Here is a 14804-nt window from a genome sequence, read left to right on the forward strand (position 1 = left end):
AAACTTCTGATCCGCTATTGGATAAATTGATTTAAAAAACTGACGCATGAAAAGAATTGTGTTAATTGCAATGATAGCCCTTGTAACCACACTGAATGGTTGCAGGCAATCGGAACTGGAAGAATTGTATCCGGATCCGGGAAAAACTTCCAAGGCTACGGTAGAGAATTTCTTTACCGGAGTTCTTCAGGCTCCTATTAATTATGTGATGATGCATTACTGGCGCTTGTTCGTGGTGGAAAGTCCTACTTTAGGCCATTATACCCAGGTACTTGGCTGGGTTAACAGCGAAAAACAGTACATCCCTGATGCCAGTGCATTGAATGACCGGTGGAAGAACTTCTATACCGGGCCCATGGTACAGTACAGGGAACTGCAGAAACTGTATGAAGAATCCAGCGAAGTGGATAAAGCCGATAAGAGGATCTTCATGCTGGCGGCTACTATTTTCTTCTACGACCAGACCGAGCAGATTGTTGATATGTGGGGTGATATTCCCTGGAGTGAAGCAGGAAAACTGAAGACCAATCTGGGAGATCTGAACAAATCTCTGCCTAAATATGATAAGGGCGAAGAGATTTATACCGCCATGCTGGATGATTTGAAAAATATAGCTGATGAGCTGGCAGATATTAGTGTTCCGGCTTTCTATCAGAATCTTTTCAAGGCACAGGATTTTCTTAACGACGGTGATCTGACCCTCTGGAAGAAATACTGCAACTCGCTCAGACTAAGAATGCTGATGCGGGTTTCCGGTGTACCGTCATTCCAGTCAAGGGTACAGAGCGAAGTGGCTGCTATTCTGGGCAATCCATCCAAATACCCGGTTGTTGACAATAATAATGAAAACATCATGGTAGATGCCAAGGCTCCGAATCTTACCACCTATGATAACCCTGATCCGGGCTGGAGAATTACGGATGGTTTTGAAACCTGGGGTATGTACAACCTTGCTCCCAAGGCAATTATTGATCATATGGTGACCAATGGCGATCCGCGTCTTCCTGCCATGTTCGATCCCAATGTTAATGGCGACTATGTTGGCGTCGATCCTCTTGAAAACTCAGCCGATCAGAACACCAAAATCAGCAATGGACTGATGGCCCGTTATGATACAGCTACTTTCAGCCGGAACAATTTCTACCCGGGCTGGGTCATCACCGCAGCCGAAGTCAGCTTCCTCAAGGCAGAAGCCTATCTTAAATACTCTCTTGGGGATGCCAAGGCCGCCTATGAAACCGGTGTAAAACAGTCAATCGAACTGTACTACAAAATTAATTCTACCGGAACTTTCCGTGCGCCGCTTGCTTCGCCCGATCCGGCCGATATTGACGCTTACCTGCAGCAGCCTGGTGTTAGCTGGGATGCCAATACCGACAAGCTGAACCTTATCGGAACGCAGAAGTGGCTCAATACCGGTATCTCACAGATGCCTCAGACATGGGCCGAACTGAGAAGGCTCAACAAGCCTCTCCTTCAGTTCATGGTTGATTCAGGCAGTGACCAGCCCAATCCTCCTGTACGCTTTGTGCTTCCCGATACGGAAAAGAAACTTAATTCGGAAAATTACAAGGCTGTGCAGAGTACAGATAATCTCAAGACGAAGGTCTTCTGGGATATTGATTAAGTTTCAATGGTTGGTTAGTTAATCAGTTGGTTAGTTAGTAGAGGGATGCCCGGGGGTGTCAGCTTGGCTGTCACCCCCGGTTTTTTGTTGTCCGCTTTAAAGTTTTTGAATATGTAGTACATTTGGTGTATGAGGCATGCACTGTTCCTTTTACCTGTTTTCTTTTTATGGAGGCCTGTTTCCGCTCAGGATACGGCAAAAATTACAGAATATCTGAACCTGAGAGGTGAAGCTGTCATTGCTTTTGATTGTCCTGCCTCCCTTTCGGTAGAAGAATTGTCCGGTTACGTTTCCATAGATTTCGTGCGCGGAAAAGAAGTTACGGCCTACGTTAACAGAAAACAATACGAAAGGTTCCGTTCATTGGGCATTCCTTACCGGGTGCTTATTCCGCCGTCGTTATCATTTGTTCCCGGGGTGCCTCTGAGAAGCACCCGTGAAACCGCCTGGAATTATTATCCTTCCTATGCAGAATACGTGCAGAACATGCAATCCTTTGCCGCTTCCAATCCTTCCATCACACAGCTTGATACCATAGGTTATTCGGTAAAGGGAAAACTCCTTCTGGCGCTGAAAATTTCTGATTCGGCCTCCAGGGAGCAGACCGAACCGAGGGTATTTCTTACTTCGTCCATTCACGGAGATGAGCTGACAGGCTGTATGCTTATGCTCCATCTTATTGACTCTCTCTTAGCGGCTTACAACACATCACCCCGAATAAAACGACTGGTAGATAACCTGGAAATCTATATAAATCCTCTGGCTAATCCCGATGGGACATACAGGTTTTCTGATACTAGCGTTTACGGTGCCACCCGTTTTAATGCCAATGCTGTTGATCTGAACCGTAATTTTCCTGATCCTGCAGCAGGAGACCATCCTGACGGGAAATCATGGCAAGCGGAAACCCAGGCGATGATGAAGTACTTGCAGGAAAAACATTTCACCCTTTCAGCCAATTTTCACGGGGGAGCCGAAGTGGTTAATTATCCGTGGGATACCTGGATTGAAAGGCATCCGGATGATGCATGGTTTCATCAGATCAGCCTGCGGTACGCTGATACTGTCCACAGGTACGGCCCGCCTGGCTATTTTACCAGTCCATATGCTTCGGGAGTAACCAATGGATACGACTGGTACCGTATTACCGGCGGGAGGCAGGATTATGTTACCTGGTTTCTCAGGGGAAGAGAGGTTACAATCGAAGTAAGCTCGGTAAAAATACCGGATGCTACTCTCATTCCTGTTTATTGGAATGCGAATTTCCGGAGCCTTCTGGGGTATATGGAAGAAGCTCTGCGCGGGATACAGGGGTTTGTTACTGACAGTATTACCGGAAAACCTCTCAGGGTGTGGCTGAGCATTCCCGGCCATGATGTGCCGTCAGCCAATTCGGCTGTGGAAAGTGATTCCCTTACAGGATATTTCGTGCGTCTTGTATTGCCGGGAGAATACACCCTCAAGGCAGAGGCTCCCGGATACAAAGACCGGATGATTACCGTCACGGTTCCTCCTGACAGCCTGGTACAAGTGAGGTTGTTCATGGTGCCTGATTCAGCCGATTCTTCGGGCCATATATCCGGGGCCGGACAATATTTTGCGGTTATTCAGAATCCTGTTAATGAAGAACTCACAATACGATATCTTATCACGCCTGAGGGGCCTGTCAGGCTCCGCATTTTTGACCTGAAAGGAAAAGTCCTTTTCGACATTCCCTCCCTCCGGCCTGTACAGGGAAGTCTCTATTCCATCAATCTCCGGGGTCTTGAGCCCGGCGTATATATCATAACGGCAACTGACAGGAAAGGGAAATACAGCAGAAAATTTATCAGAATGGCACAGTGAAAGTTTTGGAGAGGTCGAAAAACGAAATTTTTCAACATCCCCGGAAAGACTGAATTTTTTCCTTAAGCGGAAAATTAACCGCGGATATTGATATATTTACCGCCTGATTTTTAACCTATCATTCAATTTGGGAGGATATACCGGTGAATGCATTCTTTTCTTCAAGAGTTATATTGGGTTTTTCAATCTGTTTTCTTTCCTTTATTCATTCCGGCAATATTTTAGCTCAGAACGGACGGCGCATTCCTCCGGAAAAGCCAAAATTGATAGTGGGTATTACGGTAAGCCAGATGCGGTATGATTATATCTCCCGTTACTGGAACAAATTCGGGGATAATGGTTTTAAGAAACTGATAAATGATGGCGCGTTCTGCAGGAATGTGCGGTACAATTATCTCTTTACCCAGGCAGCGCCGGGAATGGCGACAATAGCCACCGGAGCCGTTCCTGCTGTGCATGGGATTATTGCCGATGAGTGGTACGATAAGGTGAAAAAGATTGCAGTAAAGGCAGCTGCTGATGAGAAAGTAAAAGCCCTGGGCGGAAGTTATGATATGGGTTTTTATTCACCTCATCGTGTTGTGTCGAGTACGGTTTCTGATGAACTTCGGTTTGCCAGTCCAGCGTCAAGAGTAATCAGTATTGCCCTCGATCCGGAGCCGGCTGTTCTGGCAGGAGGTCATTCTGCCAATGCAGCCTATTGGTTTGATCCATATAATGGAGGCTGGATGAGCAGTTCCTGGTATATGGACTCTTTGCCGCGGTGGGTTGCCGATTTCAACAAGAAAAAAATTGCTGATGTTTACCTTTCCGAAATGTGGAACCCGCTGCTTCCTCTTGACCAGTATTCCGAGAGTCTTCCGGACAGGAATGAATACGAAAAAGGTATTCAGGGCCAGATTGTCTTTCCGTATGACCTTAACAAGCTGACCCAGAAAAAGAAGGAGAGGAGAAACTATGATCTCCTGCGGTTTGTCCCTTCCGGAAATACGTATACGAAAGATTTTGCCATCAATGCCATCCTGAATGATTCGCTGGGAATGCGCTCTGTGACTGATATGCTTTATGTTACTTTTACTGTAACAGGTAATGCCGGTGTTTTATACGGAAACAAATCGGTGGAAATGGAAGACCTTTTTCTTCGTCTCGACAAAGACATAGCCCACTTCCTGAATTTTATCGATGAAACGCTCGGGAGAGAAAATGTGTTGGTTTTTCTTACAGCCGACCGGGGTATAGCTTATGTTCCTGGGTATCTTGAACAATCCAGAGTGCCCTCCGGTGTTTTTAACGCAAACCAGGCTATGGCACTGCTCTCCAGCTATCTGAACATCCTGTATGGCAAGGCAGACTGGATCAGTTATTACAAAAATCAGCAACTGTACCTGAACCAGCAGTTGATTGAAGACTCAAAGCTTTCGCTGGAGCAGTTTCAGACTACCGCTGCCAATTTTCTGGTTCAGTTTACCGGTGTGGCTAATGCAGTTACAGCTTCAACCCTGCAGCAATCCAATTTTACCAGCGGAATCCTCTGGAAAATACAGAACAATTACAATCAGAAGCGTTCGGGTGATGTAATTCTGCATCTCGAACCAGGGTGGATTGAAAAGACAGAAAATGCTACAGCAGCCAATTCTTCCTGGGCTTACGATTCTCATGTTCCGCTGATCTGGTATGGGTGGAAAATCCGGCGGCAGAACATCAACACCCTGTACGATCCAACCTGCATTGCTCCCACACTCTCCGTTTTTCTTGATATTATGTTTCCCAACGGCTCAGCAGGGAATACAATTATGGAACTCCTCCAGTAAGTAAGGCATATTGTTCAAAAATTGTATTTTTACATATAAATGCGGGCTATAATTTGCATGCAGCGGTAATTTTCTTATTTCTGGCTTCCTTTATAAGTCTGGTGCTGGCTGTCTATTCCTTTCGTTTCAGACATAGTCAGGGTATTATGAATTTTAATCTGCTGATGCTGTGTGTTACAATATATTCTTTCGCATACGCTCTTGAACTGAATTCAAATACCCTCGCCGAGGCTCTGTTCTGGAATAAAATTGAATACTTTGGTATTTCATGTATTCCTGCTTTTTTTCTTTTGTTTGTTCTCCGTTATACCCATAATGATGCATGGCTAGGAAATAAGACCATTCCGCTATTTTTCGTCATTCCTGCAATCACATTGGTGATGCACTGGAACACCAGTCAGCATGGTCTTTTTTATCATAATGTGCATTTGGAACCTATGGTGGGCCTTTCTGTTCTGGTATTCGAACGTGGTTTTTTTTACTGGCTTCATATAGTATATATTAATATAGCCTTACTGGCCGGTTTTATAATATTGTTTTTCTCGTACAGAGAAAGTCAGGGATATTTCCGGAGGCAGTTGAAAATGCTGTTTCTGAGTGTTGCCTTGCCATGGATCGTTTTTATTTTCTATATTGCCGGAATCGGCCCAAAAGGCATTGATCTGAATCCTTTCGGCTTTATGCTGATGGGTCTGGTTATAGGATATGGTTTGTTTTTTCAACAGTTTCTGGAGATTACTCCTGTTGCCTTTTCTGCCATTTTTCGCAATATGCGCGAAGGAGTTATTATTTTTGATGCAGGCAAACGAATAACAGGTTTTAATCCGGCGCTGACGCAATATTTCCCTTTTATTAAAGAGCAGTGGATTGGAGTATCTGCTGCCAATCTTCCCGTTATCCTGAATCCTTTAAAGAATCTTCTTGAAAATCCCGCAATTGATGAAATTGAATTTCCCTGCGAATTAAATTCGGGCAGGAAATATTTTCATGCAGCTATTTCCCTGCTTTTTGACAACCGGTCGCGACCACAGGGTTATGCTATTATTTTATTCGACATCACAGCCCGAAAAGAAGCGGAGGAAAAACTGGAGGAAAGCGAGAAACGGCTTGCCCAGCTTAATGTTACCAAAGACAGGATTTTATCTGTTATTGCCCATGATTTGCGGAACCCATTTAATCAGGTCATAGGATTTTCAGAGGTTCTTCTGGCCCAGGCAGGAAAATATTCAGAGGAAAAAACCAGGGAGATTCTGGGATATATTCATGTAACTTCGTTGAAAGCCAGTCAGTTGCTCGAAAATTTGTTGCAGTGGGTCGGAGCACAGACAGGAAGATTTTCCTTTGTCCCGGAACCTGTTGATATTAATATTCTTTTAAAGGAAAATATTGCTATGCTTGGAGGGGCTGCTGCAGGGAAGAATATCCGTCTTGTGTATTCATCCGGAGAGCAGGGTATTGTCTTTGCCGATAGGAATATGCTGGAAGTGATTATCCGCAACCTTTTGTCGAACGCACTGAAGTTTACCGGTTCAGGAGGGATGATTGAAACAGGGTGCAGTTCAGATGATGATGGAATTACTGTATATGTAAAGGATACGGGAACAGGTATTTCACAGGAACAGGCTGAGCGGCTTTTTACCCAACCTTTGAATGAAACTACAAAAGGGACCATGGGTGAAAAAGGTTCAGGTATGGGGCTGGCTTTATGTAAGGAGTTTGTGGAACAGCACCATGGGCGAATCTGGGTAGAAAGCATTCCAGGTAAAGGGAGTACATTTTTCTTCTGGTTGCCCAAAAGATAGACATGTAAATAACTTTCTGCTGCTGAGTTTTCTCTATATTTAATCTTAAATTATCGTTTATTTCTATCTTTACCAGCTTTTCTTACGATAGAAACAAATGGTAAATTTCTCCGGTGGCAGAAAAAAGCCTTTGATCAGCGGGAAGGGAAGATCATTGATCTCGCGTTTAATTCCTGAGCCTTCGTTTATTGTTTTGCTCAAGCGGCTTATCCTGATGTATTTCCTTTTCAGCCTTTGCCGGCTGGGCTTTTACTTTTTCAATACTTTTCTCTTCCAGGGAGTTACAGCCGGAAAACTGGTTCGGTTTATGGCCGCCGGGCTTAAATTTGACACGGTGGCTATTCTGTACACGAACATTCTTTACATACTTTTCTATATTTTGCCCTTGCCCTGGAAGTATAACCGTGTTTCACGAGTCATTCTCGATACGGTTTTTATCATAACAAATGCGGTTGCTCTGCTCGCCAATATTGCTGATTTCATTTACTTCCGTTTCACCCTCCGCCGCACCACCATGACGCTTTTCAGGGAGTTCAGCCATGAAACCAACCTGGGAAAACTCTCCTTCCGGTTTATTTTCGATTACTGGCCGGCCACCTTATTTTTTCTGGGCGTTCTTGCGGTTCTTATTTATGGTGTCAGGCGTATCCGGATGCCTGACAACTACAAGGAACCACTGGTTTCCTATTTTCTGAAAGGTTTGGTGGTTATGGCCCTGAGCATAGGGTTGTTTATCGGGGGGGTAAGGGGAGGATTCCGTCACAGCACGCGCCCCATTACATTGAGCAATGCAGGAGAGTATGTCGATGAGCCAAAGGAAACACATATTGTCCTGAATACACCTTTTTGCCTTTACAAAACTATCGGCATTCAGGATTTTGAGAAAGTTCATTTTTTTGCCAGTGAAGACTCTCTGGAAGCTGTTTACAATCCGGTGAAGCACCCTGTCCCGGATGGTCCTTTTGTGCCGCGCAATGTGGTGATTTTTATCCTGGAAAGCTTTGGCACCGAAAATTTCGGATTTTTCAACAAGGATCTTGAGAACGGGAAGTACAAGGGCTATACTCCTTTTCTGGATTCGCTCTGCCATCACAGCCTCGTTTTCCGGACCAGTTATGCCAACGGGAGGAAATCAATTGATGCCCTTCCTTCCGTTCTGAGCAGTATTCCGCATGTGAGGGAGCCCTATATTGTAACGCAATATTACGACAACAAGATCAACAGCCTTGGAAGTCTGCTCAAGGAGAAAGGCTATTATACGGCATTTTTTCACGGGGCGCCTAACGGTTCCATGGGATTCAGTTCATTTACCCGGCTGGCCGGTTTTGACCATTATTACGGCATGTCGGAATATGGTAACAGTGATGATTTTGACGGTACCTGGGGCATATGGGACGAACCGTTTTTTCAGTTTTTCAGGCAGAAACTGGGCTCGTTTCCCGAACCTTTCCTGGGGGTGATATTTTCCGTGTCAAGCCATCATCCGTTTGAGCTTCCGGCAAAATATAAAGGAAAGTTTCCCGAAGGACCGCACCCGATTCACCGGACTATTGCATACACGGATCATGCTTTAAGGATGTTTTTTAACGAAGCACGCAAAGAACCGTGGTTCCGGAATACCCTGTTTGTATTTACTGCCGATCACACCCAGACCACGCCAAGCCATCCGGAATATCTCACCAGTGCCGGGTTGTTCAGGGTTCCCGTTATTTTCTATATGCCCTGGGCTGACAGTGGTTCTGTGTCAGATGATCTGATCCAGCAGACCGATATCATGCCTACCGTTCTGGGCATGCTGCATTACGACAAACCATATTTTGCCTTCGGTTTCGATGTGTTCCATGAACCGGAGCATTTTGTTGCAAATTACCACAGCGGTGTTTTTCAGATCTTTCAGGGAGATTATATGCTTCAGTTCAACGGAGTTACGACAACAGGCCTGTATGACCTTCACCAGGACCCGTTGCTGAATCATAATCTGGCAGAAACGAAAAAAGATGTCAGAGCCAGGCTGGAACTCCTTGCAAAGGCCTTTATGCAACAGTATGTGAACAGGATGATAGAAAACCGGATGACGGCGCCGGAACAGAACTAAACCGGGAAGTGTTATTCATCGTCTTCGTCGTCGTAGTACCCTCCCGACTCGTAATCCCGGAACATTTCCTCAATATCCTCGTTTTCCTCGATTTCCTCAAAAATTTCCCTTTTCAGGTTACGCGGATTCTTTTTTGTCATCTTCCTTGGATTACGGTCTATGTACTCGTCATCATACGACCGGAAGGATTTCTTCTTTTTCATACAAAGCGGTTTAATGATAAGGAGATTATTAAAGTTAATCATTTTTCTGATACGGCCAATCAGACAGAATAGTATAGATTCTGTCGGTATTGTTTTCAAGGGCATTGCCGATAACAATCAGATCGGCTCCTGCTTCGGCAACCATCTGCAGGTCTTCCGAAGTGCGGATACCTCCGCCAACGATCAGGGGGATAGTTATGTTCTTTTTAACCTGTTCAATCAGTTCAGGCTGAATAGGATGGTTTGCTCCGCTACCTCCTTCAAGGTAAATGAGCTTCATCCCCAGCATTTCGCCTGCCATAGCGGTAGCCACTGCAATATCGGGTTTCCGGGCCGGAAGCGGCTTGGTATTGCTCATATATTCAACCGAACTGGTAAATCCGTTCTCAATGAGTATATATCCGGTAGGAATAACTTCAAGGCGGCTGTTTTTCAGAAAAGGTGCGGCCACCACATGGTTTCCGATAAGAAACTCCGGATTGCGGCCCGAGATCAGGCTAAGCAGCAAAACAGCATCGGCGTTGGGACTAATCTGAAGCAGGCTTCCGGGAAAGAGAACAACCGGTTTTTTTAACGATTCCTTAAGAATGTCAACAACCTGGTCAGGCCGCCCTGCAACCAGGCTTCCTCCGACAAAAACGAAGTCAACAGGAGTTGCTCTGATAACCTCAGTAAGCTGTCTGAGGCTATCTGCTGTGTGCTTGTCGGGGTCAACAAGAACCGCAAGAAGCTTTTCAGGACGCGCTGTCAGAATGTGCTGATAAACCATGAATCAATTGTTCACTTGATACACCATACAACCACATAGTTGCCAAGGCGAAAATACCTGAGGGTATATTGCTCTGTTCCGTATTTGTTGGTAACTGTGCTTTTTATCTCGCCGCTCTCCTCCGGTTCAAACGGAGCAATGGTCAGGTTTATCCGGAAATTAATATCCTGTTTGTCACAGATTTTATACAGTGCTTCCTTGGCACACCAATGAATATACAAATGATATTTGATCAGCAGGGGATGGGAGGTGATATACTCCTGTTCGTTAATGAACTTATGGCGGATCTTTTCAATGTCGTGCGACATGTATTCCAGGTCAATCCCTACTTTTCTCTGCCTTGAAAGAAGAATGGACGTCAGATTGACCGAATGGGATATGCTGATATTGTAAGACCAGTCGTGCAGATAGGGCTTATGGCTTCCGTTATAAATGATCCTGGAATTCTTTCCGGTCATATCGTTGATCAGCGCCCGCACGCTCAGCCATTCAATCTTTCTTCTTTCGTTGCGAAACTCTTCCAGATGGGCAATTTCCTCTTCATCGGGTTTCACCAGATTAAGCAATGTGTCAATATCTTCCTGAATTTCCCAGATTCCGAGAACACAATCCTGTTCGGGGTAACTCTTGTGTATAACTCCCATACTGTTTAATGGATAAATGAGGCTACTTCTGCTGATGAAACCAGATTAAATGTTCGGTTCGGATTGATTTGGTCAATTACTTGTTTTGCAATTAGTTAATCCATTAATAGCTTAAAACAGGGATTGATGTTGGAGCCAAAAATAAACATTTTTCTTAATTCAACCATTGAAAAGTGGAGGTAAGATGAACAATATCTTCTCTGATGAATTGGATAACAGGCCCGAGAGAATCGGCATTGGGTGTTACAGAAAAATAGAGAGCTCCGCGAATAAAATGCCGGGTACTGTCGGTAAGGAAAAACTGGACCGATGAGGCGGCATTTCCTTCAATATCATAAAGAATTCCATATACCTTTTTTTCGGGATAGCTAATGGGCAATTCCCCGATAGCATCGGCCTTGATGGTGTGTTTATAAACAAAAGAACGCGCATCTTCAGTGAGTTCGGGCAGATTTTTCTTTATTTGCTTATAGCTCATATGGATGGTGGCATGGAACTGTTCAAAACGGACGTTCATCCAGCAGGGTTCAGCATCTTTGCTTTCATCGGGTATAACCGATGCATAAATTGGAAATTCGAACGCGAACGGACAAGCTGAACGATAGGTCCGGTATTGCTTTTCAGGCAGGTCGATACGAAAGTATCCGCGTGGTTTGGGAGTATAGTGTTTACGGCACCCCTGGCTCAGAACCAATAAAGGGATCAACAGCAAAACGGCAGAACGGATTTGTTTAAAAAGCATATTGTCAGGGCTTGATGGTTACTCTCACCGAATTGATTTTTCGGTCGTCAGCCGATTCAATCAGGAAATAAAATCGTCCGTATGTCAGAGCGGTTCCTTTTGCCGGCAGTTCTCCTTTGATTTCCAGTATCAATCCGGCCAGGGTGTCGGCTTCTCCTTTCACGGAATCAAATTCCGACATGGGGGTTGCGGTAATCCTGCAAAAGTCGTGAAGAAGAATTTTGCCACTGAAAACATATTCATTGTCAGAGACTTTGACATAATCGGGAGGAGATTCATCGTCGCTCTCATCAACTATATCGCCAATAATTTCTTCGAGGATGTCTTCCAGGGTTACCAGGCCGCTTGTTCCTCCGTATTCGTCAATTACTATGGCCATATGGATTTTGTTGCGCTGGAAATCGTGCAGGAGGTCGCTGATTTTTTTTGTTTCCGGCACATAATATTGCGGCCTAAGGAGGCTTTGCCAGCGGAATGAATCGTTTTTGCCGATATGTGGCAACAAGTCTTTGGAAAACAATATTCCGCGGATGTTATCCAGGGTTTTGTCATATACAGGAATCCGCGAATAACCCGACTCATTGATAATACTAATGATTCCCGAAAAGGGAGTACGGATGTCGGCCGCTACAATATCGAGTCGCGGCTTCATTATTTCGCGCACATCAATGTTCCCAAACCTGACAATTCCTTCCAGGAGCTGTTTTTCCTCCGAAAGCCCCGGAGAAGTCAGTTCCAGCGCCTGGGAAAGCTCATCCAGAGAAAGAGACCCATGCTTGTTTCCCATCTGCCGGCGGAAAAGGGAGGACGATTTTACCAGCAGGGCGGTTATTGGCGAAAGGATGTAACAAGTGATCTGAAGGGGAACAGCCATCATCAAAACAAAACGATAAGCCTGCGAAGTGGCCAGTATTTTGGGCATCATTTCGCCAAACAGAAGGATAACAAAGGTGATGAGTACCACCTGAAACAGGAAAAGCAAAACAGTGTTTGACCCGAAATCAAAAAGTTCAGCCAGCAGAAAAGATGAGGTAATTACGATAGCAATGTTGACAAAATTGTTAGCCAGAAGAAGAGTTGCCAGAAGATTCTCTGATTTGTGGAGCAGTCCGGCGGCGGTTTTGTGTCTGGGGTCGTTGCCCTTTTCAATTTTTTTAATTTCGGCAGGAGTTAGAGAGAAGAAAGCAGCTTCGGAACCTGAAATAAGCGCGGATAAGACCAGGAGAAAGAGGATAATAATAATTTCGATACCGGCAGACAGGCTGACCGGATAGACAGTAATTGCTCCCGCAGAAAAAAATGACAGGAAAATCAGGTTCATGGGTACTGTTTCTCAGAAGGGCAGATCATCATCCGAAGGCTGAGTTGGCTGGCCTTCGGATATATGGGGTTCGCCGGTTTCCACATCTGTTACGGGTTTCCCTTCATCGGGGCCCTGCTGTTCCGGTCTTCTGCCTAAAAGAATCATATTGCTGGCCACAATTTCGGTAATATACCTTTTGTTGCCATCTCTGTCATCGAATGAACGGGTTGAAATTCGCCCTTCAATATATAAAGGTGTACCTTTTTTGACAAATTTTTGCGCAATCTCAGCGAGGCCGCGCCAAAGAACAATGTTATGCCATTCGGTCTGGGTGACATTTTCTCCGCTCCTGTTTCTGTAGGATTCACTGGTGGCCAGAGGGAACCTGCATACCGGCACATTGCCTTCCAGGTACCTGACCTCAGGGTCCTTGCCAACGTTGCCAATGAGAATAACTTTGTTAACGGAATTCATTTGTATAGATTTGAAACAATTGGTTAAGCAAAAATACAAAAAATAATCGTTATCCTTTTTGCCGATAATGTGCTATTCCGGAATCTGCAAGATACCTGGCAATGAGGACCGGAAGGGGGTATGACACGAGCGATTTTACCGGAACAGGTATCAGGTCATTTCTCTTTGGCTTCTGGCCGCAGGGAACAGTGACCTCATAAAACCTTGCATGAATCAGCTGATGGCTTAATGTATGCCGGTAGATTTCTGATATTTTTTCAGGCTGAATATGAGGAATGCCCGTGGTTTTGAACCAGCTGCCGGCATCCGGTCGTTTCCCTGATGGCATTTCTGCAAGAGGAAATTCATAAAGCGAATGCCAGATATCATTCTCTGTTCGCTTATGCAACCAGACAGAGGTCCCGTCGGTAATAACCAGGTAGTGAAAGTAGCGGTGACGAAGTCTTTTCTTTTGCCGGAGAAGGGGAATTTTATTTACCATGCCCGTAAGATGAGCTTCGCAGTAATGATTCAGCGGGCAGGAACCGCAGTCGGGAATCCCCGGGGTACATTGAAGGGAACCGAAATCCATCAGAGCCTGATTGAATTCTCCAGGGTTTTCGCGATCCAGCAGTTCCATGGCCAGAGTTTCTGTTTTTTTCTTTATGCCCGCCGACCTAATGTCCTGGTGAATACCGTACAACCTGGCAATGATTCGCATACTATTTGCATCAATGGTGGCAACGGGGTATTGAAACGCAATGGATGCAATGGCTGCTGCCGTATATGAACCAATTCCAGGCAGTTTTGCAAGTTCTTCCGGAGTACCTGGGAAGGCGCCTCCATGTGCATTCGTAAGCAGTAATGCTGTTTTATGCATGTTTCGTGCCCTCGTATAATATCCCATTCCCTGCCAGGTTTTCAGTACCTCTTCTTCTGTGGCGGCAGCAAGAGTTTTCAGGTCGGGAAAGCGTGTTACAAATTTCAGGTAATGACCGGTACCCTGCGAGACCCTTGTTTGCTGGAGTATGATTTCTGATACCCAGATCTTATATGGATCAGAAGTTTCCCTCCAGGGAAGATTCCTTCTGTTTTTCCTGTACCACGTTTTTATTATGTTGCGTATTGTCTTTGAAGCAGAGCTCTTCATGCGTTTTTCTTCGTAAAAAGTTAGAAAAAATTGTGTTAACCGAATAATTCTTTCTTCAGAAACAAACTATCCCCTGATTCGTTTGGCAAGGTTACTGAATAATTTTTGCAAGAACAGAATTTTTTGATCCGGGTTTCAGCCTTTATCGCACAGAAAATGAACCCAAAGCGAATAGCTGACTAACAGGCAATAAATTAACGGCATATTTTCGTAATAATGGAAAAACTTTTATATTTGCAGACCGATTTGAATTAATTGTTTGTAATTCACTGATATTAAAAGATTTTAAACATGACAAAAGCTGACATCGTAAACGAAATCTCCAGGAATACTGGAATCGAGAAGGTGACGGTTCAGAGA

13 protein-coding genes are annotated in these 14804 nt (G+C 44.8%); 6 read left to right on the forward strand and 7 right to left on the reverse strand.

Annotated features, from left to right (window positions below; genetic code table 11):
- Window positions 1-46: 46 nt before the first annotated feature.
- From GX419_13210 to GX419_13230, 5 genes are all read left to right on the forward strand, one after another.
- Window positions 47-1627, forward strand: coding sequence for a SusD/RagB family nutrient-binding outer membrane lipoprotein (locus GX419_13210; GenBank protein ID NLI25654.1), 1581 nt, complete (start codon window positions 47-49; stop codon window positions 1625-1627).
- Window positions 1628-1756: 129 nt separating this feature from the next.
- Entirely contained in the window at window positions 1757-3472 is a 1716-nt protein-coding gene (locus GX419_13215) for a T9SS type A sorting domain-containing protein (GenBank protein NLI25655.1), read from the forward strand.
- Between the two features lie 269 nt (window positions 3473-3741).
- A complete protein-coding gene (locus GX419_13220) occupies window positions 3742-5283 on the forward strand; it encodes an alkaline phosphatase family protein (GenBank protein NLI25656.1) in 1542 nt (513 codons plus the stop codon).
- Window positions 5284-5336: 53 nt separating this feature from the next.
- Complete coding sequence (locus tag GX419_13225) at window positions 5337-7085, forward strand: PAS domain S-box protein (GenBank protein NLI25657.1); 1749 nt, start codon at window positions 5337-5339, stop codon at window positions 7083-7085.
- A gap of 97 nt (window positions 7086-7182) precedes the next feature.
- Window positions 7183-9180, forward strand: coding sequence for a sulfatase-like hydrolase/transferase (locus GX419_13230; GenBank protein NLI25658.1), 1998 nt, complete (start codon window positions 7183-7185; stop codon window positions 9178-9180).
- Between the two features lie 11 nt (window positions 9181-9191).
- On the opposite strand, the gene GX419_13235 is transcribed toward GX419_13230, so the two are convergent.
- The 7 genes from GX419_13235 to mutY form a co-directional block, all read right to left on the reverse strand.
- A complete protein-coding gene (locus GX419_13235; protein ID NLI25659.1) occupies window positions 9192-9383 on the reverse strand; it encodes a hypothetical protein in 192 nt (63 codons plus the stop codon).
- Window positions 9384-9417: 34 nt separating this feature from the next.
- Window positions 9418-10152: a geranylgeranylglyceryl/heptaprenylglyceryl phosphate synthase gene (locus tag GX419_13240; GenBank protein ID NLI25660.1), complete on the reverse strand. Its 735-nt coding sequence runs from the start codon at window positions 10150-10152 to the stop codon at window positions 9418-9420.
- Between the two features lie 11 nt (window positions 10153-10163).
- The gene (locus GX419_13245) at window positions 10164-10796 is read right to left on the reverse strand and encodes a 4'-phosphopantetheinyl transferase superfamily protein (GenBank protein NLI25661.1); all 633 of its coding nucleotides are present in this window, start codon (window positions 10794-10796) and stop codon (window positions 10164-10166) included.
- Between the two features lie 154 nt (window positions 10797-10950).
- The gene (gldD, locus tag GX419_13250) at window positions 10951-11538 is read right to left on the reverse strand and encodes a gliding motility lipoprotein GldD (protein NLI25662.1); all 588 of its coding nucleotides are present in this window, start codon (window positions 11536-11538) and stop codon (window positions 10951-10953) included.
- A gap of 4 nt (window positions 11539-11542) precedes the next feature.
- Window positions 11543-12859 (reverse strand): gliding motility-associated protein GldE, encoded by a 1317-nt coding sequence (gene gldE, locus GX419_13255; protein ID NLI25663.1) that lies wholly within the window; start codon window positions 12857-12859, stop codon window positions 11543-11545.
- Between the two features lie 12 nt (window positions 12860-12871).
- On the reverse strand, window positions 12872-13315 hold the full coding sequence (gene ssb / locus GX419_13260; GenBank protein ID NLI25664.1) for a single-stranded DNA-binding protein: 444 nt from the start codon (window positions 13313-13315) through the stop codon (window positions 12872-12874).
- Window positions 13316-13364: 49 nt separating this feature from the next.
- Window positions 13365-14444, reverse strand: coding sequence for an A/G-specific adenine glycosylase (gene mutY / locus GX419_13265; GenBank protein ID NLI25665.1), 1080 nt, complete (start codon window positions 14442-14444; stop codon window positions 13365-13367).
- Between the two features lie 291 nt (window positions 14445-14735).
- Here mutY and GX419_13270 point away from each other — a divergent pair.
- Window positions 14736-14804, forward strand: a 69-nt coding sequence (locus tag GX419_13270; protein ID NLI25666.1) for an integration host factor subunit beta, incomplete at its 3' end; no start/stop codon positions are given.

The sequence above is a fragment of the Bacteroidales bacterium genome (assembly GCA_012517825.1).
GTDB lineage: Bacteria > Bacteroidota > Bacteroidia > Bacteroidales > JAAYUG01 > JAAYUG01.